Annotated in this window: 17 protein-coding genes, 1 tRNA gene and 1 riboswitch; of the genes, 6 read left to right on the top strand and 12 right to left on the bottom strand. The window is 58.6% G+C overall.

The window, feature by feature from the left end:
• Positions 1-4: 4 nt before the first annotated feature.
• The 3 genes from tssK to GFER_RS10110 are packed head-to-tail and all read right to left on the bottom strand — an operon-like array spanning position 5 to position 2,409.
• On the bottom strand, positions 5-1,339 hold the full coding sequence (gene tssK / locus GFER_RS10120; RefSeq protein ID WP_161807402.1) for a type VI secretion system baseplate subunit TssK: 1,335 nt from the start codon (positions 1,337-1,339) through the stop codon (positions 5-7).
• Between the two features lie 7 nt (positions 1,340-1,346).
• Positions 1,347-1,808, bottom strand: a complete 462-nt coding sequence (tssJ, locus tag GFER_RS10115; RefSeq protein WP_040099139.1) for a type VI secretion system lipoprotein TssJ — start codon at positions 1,806-1,808, stop codon at positions 1,347-1,349.
• Between the two features lie 4 nt (positions 1,809-1,812).
• Positions 1,813-2,409, bottom strand: a complete 597-nt coding sequence (locus GFER_RS10110) for a type VI secretion system-associated FHA domain protein (protein ID WP_139172071.1) — start codon at positions 2,407-2,409, stop codon at positions 1,813-1,815.
• A 475-nt stretch (positions 2,410-2,884) separates the two neighbouring features.
• Here GFER_RS10110 and GFER_RS10105 point away from each other — a divergent pair.
• Positions 2,885-2,960 (top strand) — tRNA-Ala (locus GFER_RS10105).
• A 145-nt stretch (positions 2,961-3,105) separates the two neighbouring features.
• Here the strand turns inward: GFER_RS10105 and GFER_RS17745 are convergent.
• The gene (locus GFER_RS17745) at positions 3,106-3,807 is read right to left on the bottom strand and encodes a PEP-CTERM sorting domain-containing protein (RefSeq protein ID WP_052446274.1); all 702 of its coding nucleotides are present in this window, start codon (positions 3,805-3,807) and stop codon (positions 3,106-3,108) included.
• Between the two features lie 138 nt (positions 3,808-3,945).
• Between GFER_RS17745 and GFER_RS10095 the strand changes: the two genes are divergently transcribed.
• The gene (locus GFER_RS10095) at positions 3,946-4,653 is read left to right on the top strand and encodes an MliC family protein (RefSeq protein WP_052446273.1); all 708 of its coding nucleotides are present in this window, start codon (positions 3,946-3,948) and stop codon (positions 4,651-4,653) included.
• A 126-nt stretch (positions 4,654-4,779) separates the two neighbouring features.
• On the opposite strand, the gene GFER_RS10090 is transcribed toward GFER_RS10095, so the two are convergent.
• Both GFER_RS10090 and GFER_RS10085 read right to left on the bottom strand, forming a co-directional pair.
• A complete protein-coding gene (locus GFER_RS10090) occupies positions 4,780-5,679 on the bottom strand; it encodes a DMT family transporter (RefSeq protein ID WP_200889313.1) in 900 nt (299 codons plus the stop codon).
• Positions 5,680-5,798: 119 nt separating this feature from the next.
• Entirely contained in the window at positions 5,799-7,130 is a 1,332-nt protein-coding gene (locus GFER_RS10085) for an MFS transporter (protein ID WP_040099135.1), read from the bottom strand.
• A gap of 502 nt (positions 7,131-7,632) precedes the next feature.
• Positions 7,633-7,769: riboswitch (cobalamin riboswitch) on the top strand.
• A gap of 34 nt (positions 7,770-7,803) precedes the next feature.
• On the opposite strand from GFER_RS10085, the gene GFER_RS10080 reads away from it, so the two are divergent.
• From GFER_RS10080 to GFER_RS10065, 4 genes are read left to right on the top strand one after another with little or no spacing between them, the layout of a single operon-like run.
• Positions 7,804-9,630, top strand: a complete 1,827-nt coding sequence (locus GFER_RS10080; protein ID WP_040099133.1) for a TonB-dependent receptor plug domain-containing protein — start codon at positions 7,804-7,806, stop codon at positions 9,628-9,630.
• Positions 9,630-10,520 carry an ABC transporter substrate-binding protein gene (locus tag GFER_RS10075; RefSeq protein ID WP_040099130.1) on the top strand — a complete coding sequence of 297 codons (891 nt, stop codon included), beginning with the start codon at positions 9,630-9,632 and terminating at the stop codon, positions 10,518-10,520. The genes GFER_RS10080 and GFER_RS10075 overlap by 1 nt, the downstream gene beginning before the upstream one ends.
• Positions 10,517-11,473 (top strand): FecCD family ABC transporter permease, encoded by a 957-nt coding sequence (locus tag GFER_RS10070; protein ID WP_040099128.1) that lies wholly within the window; start codon positions 10,517-10,519, stop codon positions 11,471-11,473. Before GFER_RS10075 ends, GFER_RS10070 begins: the two co-directional genes overlap by 4 nt.
• Positions 11,463-12,233, top strand: coding sequence for an ABC transporter ATP-binding protein (locus tag GFER_RS10065; RefSeq protein ID WP_052446272.1), 771 nt, complete (start codon positions 11,463-11,465; stop codon positions 12,231-12,233). The genes GFER_RS10070 and GFER_RS10065 overlap by 11 nt, the downstream gene beginning before the upstream one ends.
• A 52-nt stretch (positions 12,234-12,285) precedes the next feature.
• Here the strand turns inward: GFER_RS10065 and GFER_RS10060 are convergent, their stop codons facing one another.
• From GFER_RS10060 to aroC, 6 genes are all read right to left on the bottom strand, one after another.
• On the bottom strand, positions 12,286-14,370 hold the full coding sequence (locus GFER_RS10060) for a BCCT family transporter (protein ID WP_040099126.1): 2,085 nt from the start codon (positions 14,368-14,370) through the stop codon (positions 12,286-12,288).
• Positions 14,371-14,397: 27 nt separating this feature from the next.
• Positions 14,398-14,652, bottom strand: a complete 255-nt coding sequence (locus tag GFER_RS10055) for a hypothetical protein (protein WP_040099551.1) — start codon at positions 14,650-14,652, stop codon at positions 14,398-14,400.
• 123 nt (positions 14,653-14,775) lie between these two features.
• The gene (locus GFER_RS10050) at positions 14,776-15,531 is read right to left on the bottom strand and encodes a class I SAM-dependent methyltransferase (RefSeq protein ID WP_040099123.1); all 756 of its coding nucleotides are present in this window, start codon (positions 15,529-15,531) and stop codon (positions 14,776-14,778) included.
• 301 nt (positions 15,532-15,832) lie between these two features.
• On the bottom strand, positions 15,833-17,275 hold the full coding sequence (locus GFER_RS10045) for a helicase HerA-like domain-containing protein (protein ID WP_412171527.1): 1,443 nt from the start codon (positions 17,273-17,275) through the stop codon (positions 15,833-15,835).
• 67 nt (positions 17,276-17,342) lie between these two features.
• The gene (locus GFER_RS10040; protein WP_040099119.1) at positions 17,343-18,575 is read right to left on the bottom strand and encodes an MFS transporter; all 1,233 of its coding nucleotides are present in this window, start codon (positions 18,573-18,575) and stop codon (positions 17,343-17,345) included.
• On the bottom strand, positions 18,572-19,660 hold the full coding sequence (gene aroC, locus GFER_RS10035) for a chorismate synthase (RefSeq protein WP_040099116.1): 1,089 nt from the start codon (positions 19,658-19,660) through the stop codon (positions 18,572-18,574). The genes GFER_RS10040 and aroC overlap by 4 nt, the downstream gene beginning before the upstream one ends.
• Positions 19,661-19,852 lie beyond the last annotated feature (192 nt).

The following is a 19,852-nucleotide window of genomic DNA, read 5'->3' as shown; positions in this document are numbered from 1 at the left end:
CCGCTTACTCCTGCACGCTCACCAAAGCCACCGCCGCTTGCGCAAAGGGGTGGGACACAAACACCGCGACCGATCCTTCATCGACCATCTTGTTCCAGAAGTCGCCGCGCGACTCCAGGCGGAAATATTCGCAGCCGCTGCGCACCGGCATCTGCGCGGGGGGCCGCTGGGTATGCACCAGGCGCACCCCCGGCAGGGCCGAAGCCACCATGAGTTCGATGCCGCTACGCGGCCCGACCTTGACCTGACGCGCGAAATCGCTAATCCAGTTGGGATCGTCGCCCCCATGATCGACTTCGAGAAAAAAGGTCGCCCGCTGCAACAGATCGGGAGCAAGCCCCTCGGCCCGCCACAGACATTCATTTTCGCGTTCGAGAAGCACCGCGGCACTGCGTTGCCGGGTCTGTACATCCATCAGCTTTTCCAGGAGCGCGGTCAACGGAGGAAACACCGATTCCAAGGCTTCATGCCGATAACCAGGGATTTCGCCGCTGTCGCCACCGGCAAATGCCTTGAGGCTGCCCAGCACCGGGACCAGGCTGCGATACAGAAACTCGGGGTGAAGCTCGGGATTGTGCTGGAAATGCTGCAACAGCGGCCAGGCGCCCGAGAGAATCTGAAGCAGGTGAAAATTCAGTGGATCGGCCTGGGCGAATTCCCCGGCGCCCCCCCCAAAAGCGTTCTTGCGTTCGTTTAGAGCGCGCAGCCGCGCACCGACGATTTCCACCATGCCGCTCAGCAGTGACCCAAGACGTGCCGACGCCCCGATGCGCGCCACCGGCGGGATGAATTCGGGCAGCAGCCGATAGGTGCCGTCACCCTCGTTGAGCACCCGCGCGATGGGCAAGGCGGTAAAGGCGTCGCGGGGTTGATCCGCGCTCAACAGCAACAGGTTGGGCCGCGCGAGCAGCACTTCGCGGCTACGGCCTCCATCGTACTCATCGGCTACTTCGCGGTAATCCGCCTGCCAGGCGCACAGATGGCTCTTGCCGGAATAGCCGGAAATTCCGTTCACCTGACGATTTCCGGGCAAGCACAGATACACCTCAAAGCTCTCGCCCCCGCGCCCGCCGAGTTCACACATCAGGGGCGGGTCGACGCCTGCGTCATAGTAGACCAGGCGAGCATCAGGCAGCAGGGCCAGACAGCGCTCCACGCGTAAACGCCCATTCTCCAGAGCCGGGGGATCGATTCGCAGCTCAAGCAGCCCCCAGGTGAGTGGATTGAGGCTACGGGCGAAGAGCCCCTGCACCATTTCCTGATAGCGGTCCCATTGCTGGAAGTGCTGCTGGCCGAGAAAAACGCCTTCAGCCCAGACAATCTTACGCAAACCATCCATGTTCATCTCAGTCGACCATTTCCAGTGTATTGCCTTTGAAATGAACCCTCACCTTGCTGGCGAAGCGTCCGGAAATAAATCCGTCCGCCACGGGTTGAATATCGCGCCAACTGTTTTCTCCCGGCTTGCGGAACACACCCATCACCGCCACGAAGCGCGTCTGATCATGGCGCGGATATTCCAGCACCATCTGCGCGGCGGGGTTCATCACCACCTCGTCGCGGGTCAACAACGAATTGCCCAGTGCCTTCAGATCGTCCTTCCACAGATCGGAGAAATCGGCCTTGAGAAAATCCGCGTCGTCATTGAGCTGATAGACACGTACCACCACCGGCAGCGGCTCGTCGAAATCGTTGAGATTGAGATTGGCGGTCGAAGACAAACCGACCCGCACCTGAGGATCGGCGCAGCCCACCAGATTTGCCGATACCAGCAAGGTACAGAGAAGCAGAAAAAAAACGCGCAACATAAAATTAACTCCTCGAGGACGGGGGCAAGCCCGGGGACGCGATTGACGCAGACTCGCGACGCGCCTCGCGAGCCCGGACATAGGCGGTGACGAACCCGGGCAGAACCAGGGTGCGGTGAAGATGATGATCGTTGGCGGTCAGTTCCCGGTAATAACGGCAGTAGTTGCGCCAAGCGCCCGGGCGCATCCCCAGCAGGCGCGGCGTACCCTGCTCAACTTGGCGCGGGTTGAAGTGCGCGGCGGCTTCGCGCGCCACGCCCTCCACGCCGCTGAGAAGCGCCATCTGATGGCCCATGAGGTCGTCAAACAAGCGCTGAATGCGCTGCGCACCTTCGTCCTCGTCGCGCAGCCAGGCACGCAATACGTCTTCGGCGCAACGACCCTGAAACTCCTCCCAGGCACTGCCGAGAACGCGGCGCTGGGCCAGGCCGAACTCATCGGCAAAGCAACGCAGCCCCTCGATCATGCGCGCCAGCCCCACGATCAGGGCTTGCGCGGGAATCCGGGCGGCGGCGCGCTTCTGCGATATCGGCAATTGAGACGGGAGTGCCGTCGACGCGGCGGCCGCACGCCTGGACACAGGCTTTTTTTTCGGGACCATAACTGGTACCCCCTCAAGACATAGAACGTCCCGCGACGACTGAAAAAACCGTCGGGAGAAAAAAATTCCAATGACAAAGCAAACGTGAGTGATTTGACAGGTTAAACGGGAGTTGTGTGCGGATAACGCCGATTAACGGCGGCAGGTCCCCCCCAGGTTAAATCAATAAAAAAACAACCATTCAAAATCCCCTCGAATCTGGCACAAGAGCCCGCATAGACTCATTAGAAAATTACATGGCGAGTAATTAGCATAGCTTCCGACCCGTGTCAAAACAAAAAAACCTTCTTAATTTCAAGACAATTTCGATCTCTTTTCTCCCCAATAAAGGCCATCCCCTATTGTCCTAAAATCATTCGGCGGCAGAATCAGGCAGGAATCGCGGTTTTCATTTTGCCGACGGCAAAGAATCAGGGCACCGAAAAATTTTGTTGACTCGGCCTTAGGGCTTTTGCTATAAACAGGCCTCGTTTGAGGGGCTATAGCTCAGCTGGGAGAGCGCTTGAATGGCATTCAAGAGGTCGGCGGTTCGATCCCGCCTAGCTCCACCAAAAGAAAACAAGGGGTCGCAGAAATTCTGCTGACCCCTTTTTCTTTTTCACGAAGAGCAGTATAGAACTTTCGCCGCCCTGGCGTGGATAGAATATCGCCCGCGCCTGACCGGCGGATTGTTTAATCAAGTTTGCTTTTACGATTCTATTTAGTCACGTTGCGGCAACGACTCCAGGCCACCAAGCCAGCGAGGCCGAAAACAACCAAGACCAGGGTGGACGGCTCAGGAATCACGTCCAGAGTACTGGACGCGTAAAATTCGTATTCGCTGTCCGGATCGGCATGGGTCAGAAAAAAACCTGACGTCGGGCGGTTTTCACTGAGAATGAACTGAATAACGGCAAACTCACCCGCCAGCAGCGAGAAATCCCACGCCAGGGCTAAAGAAACGTCCTCGCCTGCGGGAAATTCAGCAATTGAAATGGCATTTGTATTGTCCAGGGTACCGGCGAAAAAGTTGTCGTAGATATCGCCGAACTCGTAACCCGGCTCGTCGACCTCATAGGTCTGACCTGGAGCTGGCGTTCCACTCACCTCCGCATACTCGTTAAAAAATGTGTTCCGCTGTTCGTCGATTTCATGGTCAAAAAAAGCCGAAATGTAATAATTCCCCGCGACACCAGGAAAAAAGCGGATGTCGATCGTACCCAAGCCGGTAGTAAAATCAAAACCAGATACATCAAAATAGCTCGGGAGAGTATCCAGCGGCTCATCAAAGTAGTTGCCATAAAAGGTACCGTTGACGTTGAAGCGATATTCGAACAGAAACGGTGCCGCCTGCGCGGAAGAAATGGTCATCACCCACAGCAGACAACTCATAGCCCAGAATTTTAAACTTTTTGCCATGACATCCTCCTTTTGCGCGAAGAATTTCAGATCATCAACAGGGATGGAAAAATTTCCGCCTGCACCTCCCCTTTTTACATTTCCAGTTCACAATCCTTTTAACCATTAACCTTTAATTTATCCAGGAAAAACTTTTCCTTGGGCAAAATTTTTTTTGGAGGTTCTACCGTGCGCCCCTATCCGATTCTCCTCCTTCCAACAATCCTTATCTTCTCGGCCTGCCAGAATCTCTCGCACCACAGCAGCCGGGAAACTCTACCGGAGCCTGCACAACCTGCAGGCCAGGCTTACCAGTGCGGCGATCTGCGCATCGCGGCGCTTGCCGATGGCGATATGATGATTCTAGTACTGCCGCGGGGCGATCTGCGGCTTGCGCCGGTGGTTGCAGCGTCCGGGGCACGTTACGCCGATGAAGTCGGCAATGAATTCTGGGACAAGGGGCAAAAAGAGGCTCTGCTGAGCCTGGAGGGTGGCGCATCGCTGGAATGCAAGGGCACCGAGGCGCCTTCTCCTTGGGCGGAGGCGCGCCGTCGCGGCGTTAGATTTCGTGGGGTCGGTCAGGAACCGGGCTGGGTTGTTGAGCTCGACCGGGGGGAGGCCGCGGGCATGCGCTTGCTGCTCGATTATGGTCGCCACGAACTGCGTTTCCCGACGACCCGCCAAATCCGCGATGAGATGAGCGACACGCAATACTTTATCGGTGAGACAAACCAGACTCGCGCCGAACTGCGTGTGCGCCGCGAACCTTGCCGCGACACCATGAGCGGCGAACTCTTCCAGACCTCCGCGGAATTGCGGATCAACGCAGAAACCCTGCGCGGTTGCGGACGCTATTTTTCTGACTGAACAGCCTTTTTGAAGCTCAGGCGACATAAGGGGCAGATTTATCGTTTCGCCCCCCCCACCATTGCCTCGCAAAGTCGTTTGCAAACAGCCGACATATACCCGACTGAGCAGTTCATGCAATAACAATCAGCGAGAGGTTAAATCGGCAGGTGGCTGTGCGGTTCTCGAATTTACACTCAGCGCGGTCACTGTGACCAATATCAGCCCCATACCCAAAATTTGCGGAACAACCAGGTTTTCGTTTAAAACCACGACGCCGAACAGCGACGCGGTGACCGGTTCGACCATTGCCACAATTGAGGCCACGGCCGGGGCAGTATGATTCAGGCCGATGATATAAAGAACAAACGACAATCCCGCGCCGAACACACCCAGCGCCGCGAACAACGGCCAATCCGGTGTGGTCAGGGCTGCAACCATCTGGTCGGCATCACCCGGCCAGATCAGGATGAGGGCAAGGACCGCAAACGCTATTGAGAGAATCGCCTGCGGGCTGCCGTGCGGCGCCGCATACTTGAAGCCGAAAATGAATATCGCGTAGGACAGCCCGGAAAGCAGCCCGGCGCCCACCCCCATCGCCGTGACGCCGCTCGCACCGATGTCGTAAATCTGTGTCAGCAACACGATGCCAAGCATCACCACCGCGATCGCGGCCCACTTCAGCGCGGTCGGTCTTTCAAGTTTGAGAGCGAATGACACGAGATACACGAACACGGGGGCGCAGTACATCAACGTAGCCGCAACCGCGACACTTCCCTGCCCTATGCTCACGAAATAGAACGAGAAGTTGCCGGCGACGCCGAGACCGGCAATCGCCGACCAGAACCATAACCGGCGATTTGCCAGGCCACTGCCCTGCGGGCGCAGCATTAGCCAGACGAGGACGCACAGCAGTCCGATCATGCCCCGGTAGAATGAAACGACGAACGCATCCCAGCCATCGGCCATAAGAATTCCGCCGATCCCGCCGGATAACCCCCAGAAAAGAGCCGCCAGCGCCACGAAAGCTGTACTCGCGCCCATCATTTGATCTCCCATTCCATGATGAAATAAAGACGGCCCGCAACAGGAAGGAGGGACACTCTTAAGCAATAAAGTAAATTATCGGCTGCTGCGGAAAAATGGTCTTTAAATAAACTCATTTTTCACTCCTGATGCCGTTTCTCCTGTGCCCGCTTACGGCCGCGCGCCTCATCGACGCCCAGCACCACCAGCAGCGCCAGACCGAATAGAACAACACAGAACAGTATGGACGCCTGCAGACCAAAGGCGGCCTGCAGCAAACCGATGCCGATCAGACCGACGATTGCGGCAGCCTTGCTGAACAACCCCCAGAAACCGAACAACTCGGCCGCCTTGCGCTTGGGCGAAAGCAGCCCGACCAGCGCCCGGCCGCCCGATTGGGTAGACCCTAGACAGGTACCGGCGAAAACGCCGACGACGAGAAAGACATACTGCGCCTGCCACTCCACCCCGAAGCTATCCTGCCCCCAGGCAGCCAGAGCCGGGGTCAGGTAGATCAAAGTGATGGCGACAATCCACAAAGCCAGGGCCAGGGCGTAGGTCAGCTTGGCACCGATGCGGTCCTGCAGAAAACCGAAACCCAGCGCGCCAAGAGTGGCGGTGATCTGCACTACCACAAACATCAGCACCCGCACATGCTCATCCCAGGCAATCACCTGGGCGCCATAAATGAAGGTGAAGGCGATAATGATATAGATGCCGCACATGGCAAAAAAGATCGATCCCATGAGAATCGCCAGATCACGAAATTCTCTCAGTCCCTTGCAAGTCCGCCATGCCCGGCGCAACCCCAGGGCGAGATAGGTGTTCGATTTTTTCAGGCGCCGCGGGCGACCGCGCTCATTGAGCCAGAGAAAAGTGGGGATCGCCGCCACCAGGAAAAAACCAGCGGCGAAGGGGCCGACCCAGCGAATGCGCGAGAAGTTTTCCTCACTGACCTCGCCCAGAAACAGCAGGGCAAAGGCAGTGGCCACCAAGCCGCCCACATAACCGAGGGCCCAGCCGAATCCGGAAATCTTGCCCAAATCCTCGGGACGCCCGAGATCGGGCAGAAAGCTCGCGATGAAGGACTCGCCAATGGCATAGGCGTAGTTGGAAACAATCAGTAGCACCATGCCGAGCAGTACATAGCCCGGTGCGACGAAATACAGCGCAGCCGTGGCAAAGACGGTGAGCAGATAGCTGGCAAAAAGAAAACGCTTGCGCGTGGCGGTAAAATCCATGATGGCGCCGAACACCGGGCCGGTAAAGACCACCAGCAGATAGCTGAGGGACAGGGCGATGCTCCACAGCAGATTGCCCAACCGGTAATCGTTTTCGGCATCGCCGACGATGATGCGGGTGAAGATATCACCGAAAAATACGGTGATGATGAGCAGGGTATAACCCTGGTTGGCGAAGTCGAACATCGCCCAGCCGAAGATTTCTTTTTTTGAAGCTTTTTCGGTCTCCATGAGAGCCTTTCATTATGCGTCGCTACTGTTCAGCCTGGCTCCTGGCCGCGCCAAAATCAGAACAAGGGCAAAACCGTGCAGTGTACGGACAAGTTAAGCAGGAAGCGCACAACCGTGGGGTAAGGCCTATGCATTTGAAGATATCAAATTTTCCTTGAGATCGGCCATTTTCTTCTTCAGGAGCTCGCCCTTCTCGCCCGCTGATCATGGGGGAATAAAATTCCAAAGATTTTTATGAAATCTTTGGAATTTTAACCAACGACGGTCTTTGCTTCAATTTTGGCAAGGATGAAAAATTACGATCAACTTTTCCGGATCTCGGATGTTCGTTTTTTTGTCTCTGACGAAGCCCGCGAATCCATTTCCGCCCCGCGGCTTAAAGACGGAAAAAATCGATCCCCTCCATTGACAGTAGCCGGCAAATTGATTATCAACAGAAGTCCCCCGGATTTCCCGAGGGAAAAATCAAGTTTCAATCAATTTTTAAAACGGACGGATGTGAGGAAGAGGGGTGCAAAGCCCCCGCTGCCCCGCAGCCGTAATGGGAACGAACACCCACCCACGCATTGATCGCATGGGTACAGCCACTGGGATTTCTCCTGGGAAGGCGGGTCAGTAGGTCGCCCTGAGCCGGAATACCGCGCCGTCCGACAACTTCGAGGGAGGTTAATCCATGCTCAAGGGCATCATCCGCCTGTTGTTCGTCCTGTCTTTCTCCACCCCGGCTTTGGCCCAAGCCCAGACTTTCAATCTTCCGGAAATCGTCGTCACAGCCTCCCGATGGGACGAGCCGCGGGCCGACGTACCTCAATCCCTGACGGTCATCTCCCGCGATGAGATCGAGAGACGAGGAACTTCCTTCGTCACCGAGCTGCTTCAAACCCAATCGGACCTTTTCTTGGTGCAAAACGGCGGAGCCGGAAAAAACGCTACCTTGTTACTACGCGGCGGCAACGGCCGCCAGGTGCTGGTGCTGGTCGACGGCGTGCGGGTGAACAGTCCTTCCACCGGCGCGGCGGACCTCGGCGGACTTCTTACCGACGATATCGAGCGGATCGAAATCCTCAAGGGACCGCAAAGCACTCTCTACGGCTCGGAAGCCATGGCCGGCGTCGTCAACATCATTACACGCAAGGTAGTCGGACCACCCAAGACAGCCCTCCTTGTGGAGGCCGGCTCGTTTTCCACACGCAAGGCGTCGGGATCTCTCTCAGGCGGCACAGATCGCCATGATTACCGGTTCAGTGCCACTTGGCTCGACACCCAGGGCATCTCCGCAGCACGCAGCGGCACGGAGCCGGACGCCTATACAAACACCACGCTTTCCGCGAGGCTGGGTTTTGCCCCATCGGCCCGCACTGGCCTCGATCTCAACCTGCGCTACGTCCACGACCGTTCCGAGCTCGACGGCTTCGAAGCGGGCGTGGGAATGGTGGACGCCCTGAACTGGATCCAGAAGCGCGACGACTATCTAGTCGCCCTCAGGGGCGAGATTTTTCTTCTGGACAATTATGAACAGACGCTGGGCTTGTCCCTGGCAGGACAACGGCTGAAATCCGAAGACCCAGACACCTTATGGAACAATGCCCGCATCAATACCACCACCCACCAGCTTGATTGGCAGCACGTTCTGGATCTCGACCGGCTGACTCTCAGCGGAGGATTCGCCTATCGGCGCGAAGCCGCTGAAAACAAAGATGTCTTCGATGAGGCGGTGGACAACAAAGCCGGCTATGCCAACACCAAACTGCGGCTTTTGGATGAAAACCTGATCCTCGACGCGGGGTTGCGTTACGACAAACATGAAACCTTCGGCGACGAGCTCACCTACCGCATCGGGGCGCTTTACCATTTTCGCCCCCGGGATCTGCGCATCAGAGCCAACCACGGCAGCGGCTTTCGCGCGCCCTCTCTCAACGAACTGTTCTATCCTTTTTACGGCAACCCCAACCTTAAGCCGGAGAAAAGTTCGGCCTGGGATGTGGGCATTGAACAGGATTTTTTCGCCGGACGTCTCACCCTGGGCGCTACCTGGTTTCAGCAGCGCTACCGCAATCTCATCCAAACCAACTTCGCCACCTTCACGGCGGACAATATCGGCCGGGCGCGCGTCAAGGGGCTGGAATTGACAGCCATGGCAAGACCTATGGACGCCGTGCTGATCAAAAGCTCCTATACCTGGCTTGATGCCCTCGACGTTGACACCCAATCGCGCCTAGCCTTGCGTCCGCGTTCCAAAGTGGTGTCGTCCGTGGAATACACTTTCGCCGCACTGAGTCTGGGAGTGGAGCACATTTATGTTTCCAGAAGGCTCGACCCCTTCATCGGGCGCGACCTCTCAGCCTACGGACTCGTCAATCTGCGGAGCGCCTACACCCTGACCAGGTCACTGAGCGTCTTTGCCCGCATCGACAATCTTTTTGACAAGAGTTATGAGGTGGCCGGCGATTTCGGCACGCCGGGCTTCGCCGCCTTCGGCGGCCTAAAGGCAGGCTTCTGATGGGAAAAAACATCAGAAAAAATAGCAGATTTGGCGCCGGTGTGCTGCGCACAGCCTACCTGTGCGCGGCCTTCGTGCTTCTCTGCGCGCCACTCCAGGCCGCTGCGCCGCAGCGCATCGTCTCTCTGGCTCCAGCCATGACCGAAATTCTTTTTGCCCTGGAACTCGGCGAGCAGGTGGTGGGCGTCACGTCTTTCTGCGACCGGCCGCTGCAGGCGCGCAACCGAACCCAGGTGGGCGGCATGTCCAACCCATCCCTGGAGGCGATTCTGGCTCTTAAGCCGGACATGGTCGTTTTATCCACGGATGGCAATCCGCGTGAGGTGGCGCTGCGGCTCCAAAGCCTCGGCGTAAAGACCCATGTTTTCACCGCCCGGCGCATGGAAAATATCCCCCAGGGAATCCGCGACCTGGGTAAGGTTCTCCAAGCCGCGGTTGCGGCAGAGCATCTGGCGCAGAACCTGGAACACACCATTCTGCGCCATGCCCAAGCAGGCGAAACCGTCTCAACAATTGACCGCAAGCGTGCGTTATTCGTCATCTGGCCCGAGCCCCTTATCGTCGCCGGAACCGATACCCTTGTCGACGATACGCTCACACTCCTGGGATTTGACAATATCGCCGCAGGCACCGGGGTCAACTACCCTCGCTTTTCCGTCGAGGAGGTTCTGCGCCGCAAGCCCGACGTGATTATTTTCGGTCAGGGCCAAGGAGCCACGGCGTCCCTCGCTGATGGACTCATGCAGCGCCTCGGCAGTCTTGGGGCGATTCGGGAAGATTGCCTCATTTTCGTCGACGACGCCCTGTACCGCGCCGGGCCACGGATTGCCGAAGGCATCACCGATTTGTTCCACGCCCTCAGCGAACGACGGGAGCACGCACCCCCATGAGCCCAGCCAAAACAGCCGCATTGGCCGGGGCCGTGCTGCTCGTCACGCTTTTATCGGTGCTGAGCGGGCCGCGTTTCATCAATCCCCTGGACATAAGGCCCCAAGACTGGCATATCCTTGTCGCCCTGCGCCTGCCCCGCGCTTTCGTCGCCTTTCTCATGGGAGCGGCCCTCGGGGCCTCGGGCGCCATCCTCCAGGGAGTGTTTCGAAACCCTCTGGCCGACCCCTATGTTCTGGGAATATCGAGCGGCGCGGCTCTGGCTGCGGCATTCGGGTTGATGACGGCAACCTCCCTGCCCCTGCCGGTGCCCATTCTGGCCTTTGGTGGAGCACTGCTCACCTGCGTCGCGGTCGCCGCCCTGGGTCGCAGCCCCCAGGGGCTCAGACCCGATCGCTTGCTGTTGGGCGGCATAGGCATAGGCTTTTTCTTCTCGGCCCTGCTTCTGCTCGTCATGACCGTTTCGAGCAACGACGGACTCAAGCGGGCGATTTTGTGGATGTCGGGAGATCTCTCCATGGCTGATTGGAGGCTGGTTCCTGCCGGCGCCGTCCTCATCGCCGCAGGCTTGACTCTCGCCCTGATTCGCGCCAAAGGTCTCAATGCCTTGACCCTAGGGGACGAGATCGCCCACGGGCTCGGCTTCTCACCGGGTAGAGAGCGGCTGCTGCTGTTCATCGCCGCGTCGCTGATGACCGCCGCCGCCATTTCCCTGGGAGGCACGGTCGGCTTTATCGGTCTGCTGGTGCCTCATGCCGTCCGTCATTGGGTCGGATCCGACGCACGCATCAGCGTGCCGGCCGCAGCCCTGGTCGGCGGTGCGCTCCTGTGTCTGGCTGACGGCGCCGGGCGCACCCTTGCTGCGCCGCTGGAAATTCCGGCGGGTGTCATTGCGGCCCTGATCGGGGCCCCCTGCTTTCTGATCATTCTGCGGAAAAAGGGCTATGGACTTTAGAAACGACAGGCAGGCCGAAGCACTGTTGGTCTTTGAGCAGGTGTGCTTCGGATTCGGTGGGGACACCTTTATCGAAGATCTCTCTTTTAAAGCCACGCCGGGCGAGTTGATCGGCCTCATCGGAGCCAACGGCGCGGGCAAATCGACGGCCCTGCGACTGGCCGCGGGTCTGCTCAAGCCCTGGGCCGGGAAAATCCTACTCGACGGCCGCCCCCTTGCATCTCTCAGTGACCGGCAGAGGGCAGGCCGCCTGGCCTACCTGCCTCAAAACCTTGATGTCCATCTGCCCTTTCGCGTCGCCGAACTTGTGCGCATGGGAACCTATCCCTGCTCCGACATGCCACCTCTTGCGCCGCAGAAAGCTCTGCGCATCGTCGGCCTCGAGCACAAAGAGCAGGCCCATTTGGGCCAATTAAGCGGTGGTGAACTGCGGCGCGCCTTCATTGCCATGACCCTGGTGCAGGGTGCTCGATGCCTGCTTCTCGACGAACCCCTGGCGGGTTTGGATCTCAAATTTCAGGCCGAGCTGCTCAGGCTTTTGCGCGCAATTACCGAAACCGCCGGAGTGACGGTTCTCATGTCCCTGCATGACATGGCTGCGGCCCGGCGTTTTGATCGTTTGCTGGCGTTGAAGGAAGGAGCCCTGATCGCCCAGGGGGCGCCACACGCCGTTTTGACCGAAAGCCTGATAGCCGAACTTTTCGACCTCCAAAAAGACGACAGGGATCTCCACCCGGCAGGGGTTTTCTTTCGCCCGTAATCCACACAACGTGTTGCATCTCCCTCCTTCCCAGGGCGTAGAGATAGACCCTTTACGGCTTTTCAGCCGCTGAATCCTTGGGGCCCTGCTCTTCGCCTGCCGACACATTGAGCATCTCGTCGTGTTCTTGCATTTTCCACGGCAGGCTGCCCGGCGAGACATGCAGAAAGTGCAGATATTTCTCAAACTGGTCAAGAATATCGTCGATGACTTCCTGCTGGTCATAACCATAGATATCGTATGACTGGCCGCCGCGACGCAGAAAAACCTCCGCCCGATAATAATGCTGGATATCGTCCTCGCTGCGCTCCATCTCCGGGTAGGCGAATGAGGGCACCAAATACTCACACATGCGAATTTCGTAGATAAAATCAATCTCTCCCTCAATGATCACTTCAATATAGGTCCGGCCGATCTCGGCATCATAGAAAATATCCGCGGGCCACCCCTGCTCATCCAACTCGCGCTGAACATGCTTCATGGCGGCAACCACCCGTGTCTCGATGAACGTCCCGACCTCCTCGCGGCTCGGAAACCGCACCAGGCCCGCCAGACGTTTTTTCCACCGCCCGCGCTCAGCGGGGCCGGCGTGGTGCGCACGGCGCATGTGCGCATGCAGGCCTGCTTCGGTATGCCCCTCGATGACCAGGGCCCGCCACATGCCGACGGCGGCAATCAGCATAATAACCGCAAAGGGAAGAGCACTGGCGATGGTCATGGCCTGAAGTGCGCTGAGCCCCCCCGCAACCAGAAGCGTTGCGGCAACCACTCCCTCGATGATGGCCCAGAAAGAGCGCTGCCATGCCGGGGTCTGCAGCGCTCCGCCCGAAGCCAAAGAATCGATGACCAGAGAGCCGGAATCAGAGGATGTCACGAAAAAGGTAATGATGAGAACCACGGTCAAAAATGAAGTAATGGCGGAAAAAGGCAACAATTCATAAAGTTTAAACAAAGCCAAGGCGTGGTCGGCCTGAACCTCCGTAACCAAAGAGGTATAGCCCTCGACCATAATCAAATGCAAGGCGGTATCGCCGAAGATGGAGAACCACAGAAAGGTAAAAACGGACGGCACCAACATGACCCCGAAAACGAACTGGCGGATGGTGCGCCCGCGACTGATTTTGGCGATGAACAAGCCGACGAAGGGCGCCCAGGCGATGGTCCAGCCGAAGATGAAAAGCGTCCAGTTGCCGATCCAGTCCGAGCGGCTGTAGGCCTGCAAATTGAAGGTCCGAGCAATGATTCCGTTCAGGTAGCTGCCGGTATTCTGCAAAAACGTCTCAAGGATGAAAATACTCGGCCCGACGAGAAAGACAAACAGCATCAGCGACACGGCCAGGGTCATATTGACGATGGAGAGCCGCTTGACGCCCTTGTCGAGACCTGCGACGACTGAAATCAGAGCGACGGCTGTAATAACCGCTATAGCGACAACCTGCACCGTAACGTTAACCGGGATTGCCGGCCACAGATAATTGATGCCGGCGTTGATCTGTGTCACCGAAAGTCCGAGGGTGGTAGCGATGCCGAACAGGGTGCCGAGAATAGCGAAAGTATCTACCGTATGTCCGATGGGACCATGGATTCGTTCGCCGATGAGGGGAAACAGGGCCGAGCGCATGGAAAGGGGCAGACCGTGGCGAAAAGAGAAATAAGCCAGCACCAGCCCGACCAATCCGTAGATGGCCCAGATATGAAAGCCCCAGTGAAAAAAGGCGATCTGCATTGCCTGTTTGGCCGCGTCAACGGTCGCGGCCGCCCCCTCGGGTGGCGCGGCATAATGCAGCACCGGTTCGGCGACACCGAAAAACAACAGCGCAATCCCATATCCGGCGGAAAACAGCATGGCGAACCACGCGGGGAAACTGTATTGGGGCACCGCGTGATCGGGGCCAAGTTTGATCCCTCCCCAGCGCGAAAAGGCAACAGTGACGATAAAAACCAGGAAAATCGCCACCGACAACATGTAGAACCAGCCGAAGGTCTTGGTGATAAAGCTCAGCATGGCGGCGAAAAACTCACCGGCCAACTCTGGGTTGCTGATGGTTCCGATCACCAAGAGAAGCGTAACGATTACGGCGGGAGCAAAAACCGGAATTAGGATTGTGGAGGGAATTTTACCTCTAAAAGCAGACATCGCTTCTCCTGTTGAAAGGCCGGCCGATCAGGCGGGGTGTACGGATTTTCCGTTGAATTTGCGAAGGCGATCCAGACGCAGGGTCGTGCCGTCCTCGAGTTGCAGATATTCCGCCCCGACGCGACTATAGACATCCACGATCCGGCCGCAAATCCGTGTCATTGTCCCAGACTCCGACAAACAGTCAAGCTCGCACGGCTCTTTCGCCATGACGGCGGCAAGCAGCTCATCGTGAATACTGCAGGATATGGGAATGTAGGCCTGATCCGCTTCTGGCTTCATTCGCTCACCGATAAGCCTTGCTGCACAGTTCACTGTATCCCGCACCTTGCGCCTCATCCTTACAGCAGATACCGCCAAGCGCGTAGGCCTCTCAGTGAGTGAGCCGAGGGTGTCAACCATAGATCAATTCTGATTCACCCGCCCCACCCGCAGCGCCAACGGCCAGCCCACCACGCGCGCCTCTTGGGTCCCCCAACTTCGCCTCAATTCCGTCTCCACTGCAGGTATGGGGTCGCTGCCGGTGCGTTGTCGATATTTGTTGACCGCCGACCAGGTGGTCAAATACCCCACAAGGCGCGGCAAATCCCAAGTTTCGACCAGTTGAAAGGCGGGTGCTTCGATCTCGGGAAAAGGAAACGGCAGGGACTGGTACCCACTGTCCACGTGGCGCCGCTCCGGCGGCCAGTAATCGGCCAGCACCTCATGGTAGAACTGGTCAATAACCGCATCGACGCCCCCCCCCATGCGGATGAGTCCGTAAGTGAACGCGGCAAAAACGCCACCCGTGGGACGCACCACGCGACGCACCTCCGGGTAGAAGCGCTCAAAATCGAACCAGTGCAGGGCCTGCCCCGCTGCCACCAGATCAACACAACCTTCGGCCAGTCCCGTCGCCTCGGCCGGTGCGATATGATATTCGACGTTTTCGGCCACAATGGCATTGCGGATCTGCTCGCTGCTCGGATCGACCGCAAAAATCTTGCGAAAATGGGAGGCAAGGAGCACTGCCACCTGGCCGTTGCCGCAACCCACATCCAGAGCCGCATCGCGGCCCGGAGAAAGGCGCGTCAGCCATTCGAAAAGCTCGGTCGGATAGGTGGGACGAAAGGCGCGATATTCTCTCGCGGAAGCAGAAAAATGATCTTTGAAGCCCGTCATCCGCTGACCTCCATGACGAATTGCTCAATTAACCGGAAGTGGTCGTCCCCAGACCGCCGCCCTAGCCTAGAGCCCAAGCGAAACGGTGGCCCTTTCCCCGCAAAATACCTGCCCTGAGGGGCATCACACTTGCCGGTGGCGCATCCGGCAGGGGGTAGAGTCGATGAGTTATTCCGGACATTCAAAGCTCGGATTGAAAAAGGAATGTCAAAATATCCGCCCTGAACCCGCAGAATGTCGCCAGGGCCGCATCGCCAGACAGGTGGTAACGCTCTTTTTTCTAGGGCTTAACCAACCATCCTCACCGCTTGCCGCCAAACAACGCACCGAGTACGCCGCGCACCACCTGGCGACCGACGTTGCTGCCGATGGAGCGAGCCGCGCTTTTCGCCAGGGCGGTCATCATGTCGTCGCTCTGGCGACCGCGCGACTGGGGCTTGGGTGCCTTGTCCATAAGGGGGGCCTGAGCGGCGCGCGCCTGAAGAATTTCGTGAGCGGATTCACGGTCGAAGGCTTTTTCGTAGCGGCCGGCAAAGGGCGAGGCCGCAAGCACTGCGATGCGCTCCGTCGGGCTGAGAGGCAGCATACGGCTGCGTGGTGGACGAATCAGAGTCCGCTGCACAGGCGTCGGTGTGCCGCGCCCGTCAAGCAACGAGACCAACGCCTCACCAACCCCCAGTTCGGTGATCACCTGTTCGACGTTGAGGGCCGGATTGGGGCGAAAGGTCTGTGCGGCCACCCGCACCGCTTTCTGATCGCGCGGTGTGAACGCTCGCAAGGCATGCTGAATGCGCAGACCCAGTTGCCCGAGCACCGTGTCGGGCAGATCGGTGGGGTTTTGGGTGACAAAATAGACGCCGACGCCTTTAGAGCGGATCAGCCGCACCACCTGCTCGATCTGGCTGACCAGGGCGGCGGGCGTATCTTTGAACAGCAGATGCGCTTCATCGAAAACAAAGATTAACTTCGGTTTGGGCGGATCGCCGACTTCGGGCAGGCGTTCAAACAGTTCCGCGAGCAGCCAGAGCAGAAAAGTTGCGTAAAGCTGCGGCGAGCGCATGAGGCGTTCGCCGGCAAGGATGTTGATGATTCCGCGACCGTCCGACGAAGTCTTGAGCAGATCGTCCAGATCCAGAGCCGGCTCGCCGAAAAAATCGTTGCCGCCCTGATCGCCCAGGGCCAGAAGGCAACGCTGTATGGCGCCGATGCTCGCCGTGGAGACGTTGCCGTAGCGGGTGCGGAACTGCGCGGCATTCTCGCCGACAAAGGCGGCCATGGCCTGTAGATCCTTGAGGTCGAGAAGCAGCAACCCCTGGTCATCGGCAACGCGGAAAATCACATTGAGTACACCGCTTTGCGTGTCGTTGAGCCCAAGAATGCGCCCCAAAAGCTGCGGCCCCATTTCGGAAACCGTCGCCCGCACCGGATGCCCCGCGCTCCCGAACAGATCCCAGAACGCTACGGGATAGCCGCGAAAGGCAAAATCACCCAGAGCCATCCCCTGAACCCGCTCGACGACCTTGGCATGATCGCCCCCCGGCAACGCCAACCCGGAAAGGTCACCCTTGGCATCGGCAAGAAACACCGGTACACCGGCGTCGCTGAAACTTTCGGCCAGGGCACGCAGAGTCACGGTTTTCCCGGTGCCTGTCGCGCCTGCCACCAGCCCGTGGCGATTAGCCATGGCCGGCAACAATGAAATGTCATGCTCGCCGCGCCCCAGCCACCAGAGATCATCTGCCATGCCCATGCTCAACCTCCCGGAAAGAATCGATTATCATCAGCTGACTGTAAATGACCCACAACGTTTGTCAAATAGAACCTTTTCGGGAGAAGCGCCGCAGCAACGCGGCCACGACAGCAAACAGAGACCAGAAACCCAAGGCGACGTAGGCCAGTCCCCAGGCGGTCACCGATTCATTGCCGCCCGCAAGGTCCAACACCAATCCAAACGCCAGCGGAGCAAGAAACCCCGCGCCAAAACCCATCAGGGAGTGCAGGGCCATGGCCGCCCCTTTACGCCCCGGTTCGGCGGCGGCAACCAATCCGGCCGTCAGGGCGGCCGAATCGCCCATGACAAACAAAAAATAGATTGTCATGAGAGTGAACACGATGATGAGCGGCAAGGGCGCACTGAATCCGACCAGGCAGGCCAGAACCCCGGAGCCGGCCATGGTGGACAACACCAACCGCCGCCGACCCTTCTTGACCGCGACTTCGTTGCCGAGGATGCTCGCCAGGGGTCCGATCATATTGACCCATGCGGCCAGGGCGGCAGCACCAAACCAGAAGCCGCCCTGAGTGGCGGTCAGCCCCATGCTGAAAGCAAAGAACGCCGGCATCCAGGAGCGCAGACCGAACAATTCCCAGCAATGGGCAGCATAACCGAAGATATAGCTCATGGCCTCGCGATTGCGGAATACGGGCCGAAAATCAAAGAGCAGACCAGGGGGCGCGCCACTGGCCTGGGGTGGACGTGCGGGAAAACTGATAAGCACCATCGGTCCGGCAATCAGGGGGCCGAGTGCGGCCACGACGAAGGCCCATTGCCAGCCGACCGGCTCCAGCGCCCCGGCCAGCAACAATGAGCCGGTGGTACCCAGGCCAAAGGTTGCGGTATAAAAAGCCACGCCGCGGCTGGGCACCGGTCCGCGAAAATGATCCGTCAGCAGACGCAATCCCGGCATATAGGTGCCGGCGAGCCCCGCGCCGACCACCGCCTGGAAAAACATGGCCGTCAGCATTCCCTGAGCCCACAGGGCAAAACCCAGACTGCCGAGGGCGGCAAGGGCGGTGGCCAGAAGATAGATACGCCGCGTGTCGATGCGATCGGTCATGCCGACCAAAAAAGGTGTTGCAATCATATATCCGGCAAAAAAACTTCCACTGATCAAACCCGCTTCAGAGTTGCTCAGCCCCCACTGCCCCTGCATCACCAAAAGCAGCGCCGGATAGGTGGCAAATCCGGTCATGCTCAGAATCTCCACCGTGCACATGAGCAGCACCAGGCGTGCCGGGGAGAGTCGTTCGGCAAAAGAACTCAAAAGTTGACCTGTCGTGAGCGCTGGCGCAACAGCAGATCCATCAGCACCAGGGCGGTCATGGTTTCAACAATAGGCACCGCACGCGGCACCACGCAGGGGTCATGGCGGCCCTTGGCCTCCAACACCACCTCGCGGCCATCCATGGTCACCGTGGTCTGCGCGAGGCCGATGGTGGCGACCGGTTTGAACGCCACCCGAAACAGGATCTCCTCGCCGTTGCTGATACCGCCCTGCACCCCGCCGCTGTAATTGGTCAGGGTACCCAGCCGCTCGCCCTTGCGCACGAAGGGATCATTGTGCAGTGAACCGCGCATGCGCGCCCCGCCAAACCCGGACCCGATCTCAAAGCCCTTGCTCGCCGGCAGGGACAGCATGGCTTGAGCGAGCAGCGCCTCGAGCTTGTCGAAAACCGGCTCGCCCAGCCCCGTCGGCACCTTTCGGCACACGCAACTGACCACCCCGCCGATGGAATCATGCTCGCCGCGGGCTTGTAAAATCTCGTCCTCCATGGCCTTAGCCGCCCCCACATCCGGACAACGCACGATATGGGCATCGACTTCCTCGCGCGTCACCCGTGCGCTGTCGACGCCGGCGGCCTCGATGCGTCCCACCGCGCTGACCCAGGCGATGATCTCGATCCCGCAGGTCTCACGCAGATACTTCTCCGCCACCGCTCCCGCCGCAACCCGGCCGATGGTTTCGCGCGCACTGGAGCGTCCCCCACCACTGGAAGCGCGGATCCCGTATTTCATCTGATAGGTGTAGTCGGCATGAGAAGGACGCGGCACCTGATCCATCTCGCCGTAATCGCCGGGCCGCTGATCTTTGTTCGCCACCAACAGACCGATGGGTGTACCCAGAGTCCTATCGAACTCCACACCGGAGAGAATCGATACCTGATCGGCTTCCTGACGATCCGTGGCCATCTTGCTCTGCCCCGGACGGCGGCGGTCAAGCTGCACCTGGATGTCTTGCGCGCGCAGCTCCATCCCCGGCGGACAGCCGTCAATAATCGCTCCAACCCCCTTGCCGTGAGACTCTCCGAAGGTTGAGACCTTGAACAACGTACCAAACGTGCTCGACATGGATTGCGGCTCCTTGGAAAAAATTTTAGCAATAATGTTAAGGGAAAAAGTCCGACATGCATAAACATTTTTTCCCCTGGAAAGGGGCGGGTCTTGGCAGCGTCATGGAATTGCGCTATCTTCCTCCTGTTCCCGTAATCGGGTACCCCTGTTTCCATGCACCCCGTTTGTCCCTGGAGCCTCAGACTCTTT

Source organism: Geoalkalibacter ferrihydriticus DSM 17813 (genome assembly GCF_000820505.1).
GTDB classification, from domain to species: domain Bacteria; phylum Desulfobacterota; class Desulfuromonadia; order Desulfuromonadales; family Geoalkalibacteraceae; genus Geoalkalibacter; species Geoalkalibacter ferrihydriticus.
This window is presented reverse-complemented; position numbering and strand designations above follow the sequence as displayed.

Excerpts from the sequence above, each read along its gene's own strand:
- GFER_RS10090 (WP_200889313.1), bottom strand. The coding sequence starts at position 5,679 with ATGATGGGCGCGAGTACAGCTTTCGTGGCGCTGGCGGCTCTTTTCTGG.
- GFER_RS10055 (WP_040099551.1), bottom strand. The coding sequence starts at position 14,652 with ATGAAGCCAGAAGCGGATCAGGCCTACATTCCCATATCCTGCAGTATT.
- GFER_RS10070 (WP_040099128.1), top strand. The coding sequence starts at position 10,517 with ATGAGCCCAGCCAAAACAGCCGCATTGGCCGGGGCCGTGCTGCTCGTC.
- GFER_RS10080 (WP_040099133.1), top strand. The coding sequence starts at position 7,804 with ATGCTCAAGGGCATCATCCGCCTGTTGTTCGTCCTGTCTTTCTCCACC.
- GFER_RS10085 (WP_040099135.1), bottom strand. The coding sequence starts at position 7,130 with ATGGAGACCGAAAAAGCTTCAAAAAAAGAAATCTTCGGCTGGGCGATG.
- GFER_RS10060 (WP_040099126.1), bottom strand. The coding sequence starts at position 14,370 with ATGTCTGCTTTTAGAGGTAAAATTCCCTCCACAATCCTAATTCCGGTT.
- tssK (WP_161807402.1), bottom strand. The coding sequence starts at position 1,339 with ATGGATGGTTTGCGTAAGATTGTCTGGGCTGAAGGCGTTTTTCTCGGC.
- GFER_RS10075 (WP_040099130.1), top strand. The coding sequence starts at position 9,630 with ATGGGAAAAAACATCAGAAAAAATAGCAGATTTGGCGCCGGTGTGCTG.
- GFER_RS10050 (WP_040099123.1), bottom strand. The coding sequence starts at position 15,531 with ATGACGGGCTTCAAAGATCATTTTTCTGCTTCCGCGAGAGAATATCGC.
- GFER_RS10065 (WP_052446272.1), top strand. The coding sequence starts at position 11,463 with ATGGACTTTAGAAACGACAGGCAGGCCGAAGCACTGTTGGTCTTTGAG.
- aroC (WP_040099116.1), bottom strand. The coding sequence starts at position 19,660 with ATGTCGAGCACGTTTGGTACGTTGTTCAAGGTCTCAACCTTCGGAGAG.
- tssJ (WP_040099139.1), bottom strand. The coding sequence starts at position 1,808 with ATGTTGCGCGTTTTTTTTCTGCTTCTCTGTACCTTGCTGGTATCGGCA.
- GFER_RS10110 (WP_139172071.1), bottom strand. The coding sequence starts at position 2,409 with ATGGTCCCGAAAAAAAAGCCTGTGTCCAGGCGTGCGGCCGCCGCGTCG.
- GFER_RS10045 (WP_412171527.1), bottom strand. The coding sequence starts at position 17,275 with ATGGCAGATGATCTCTGGTGGCTGGGGCGCGGCGAGCATGACATTTCA.
- GFER_RS17745 (WP_052446274.1), bottom strand. The coding sequence starts at position 3,807 with ATGGCAAAAAGTTTAAAATTCTGGGCTATGAGTTGTCTGCTGTGGGTG.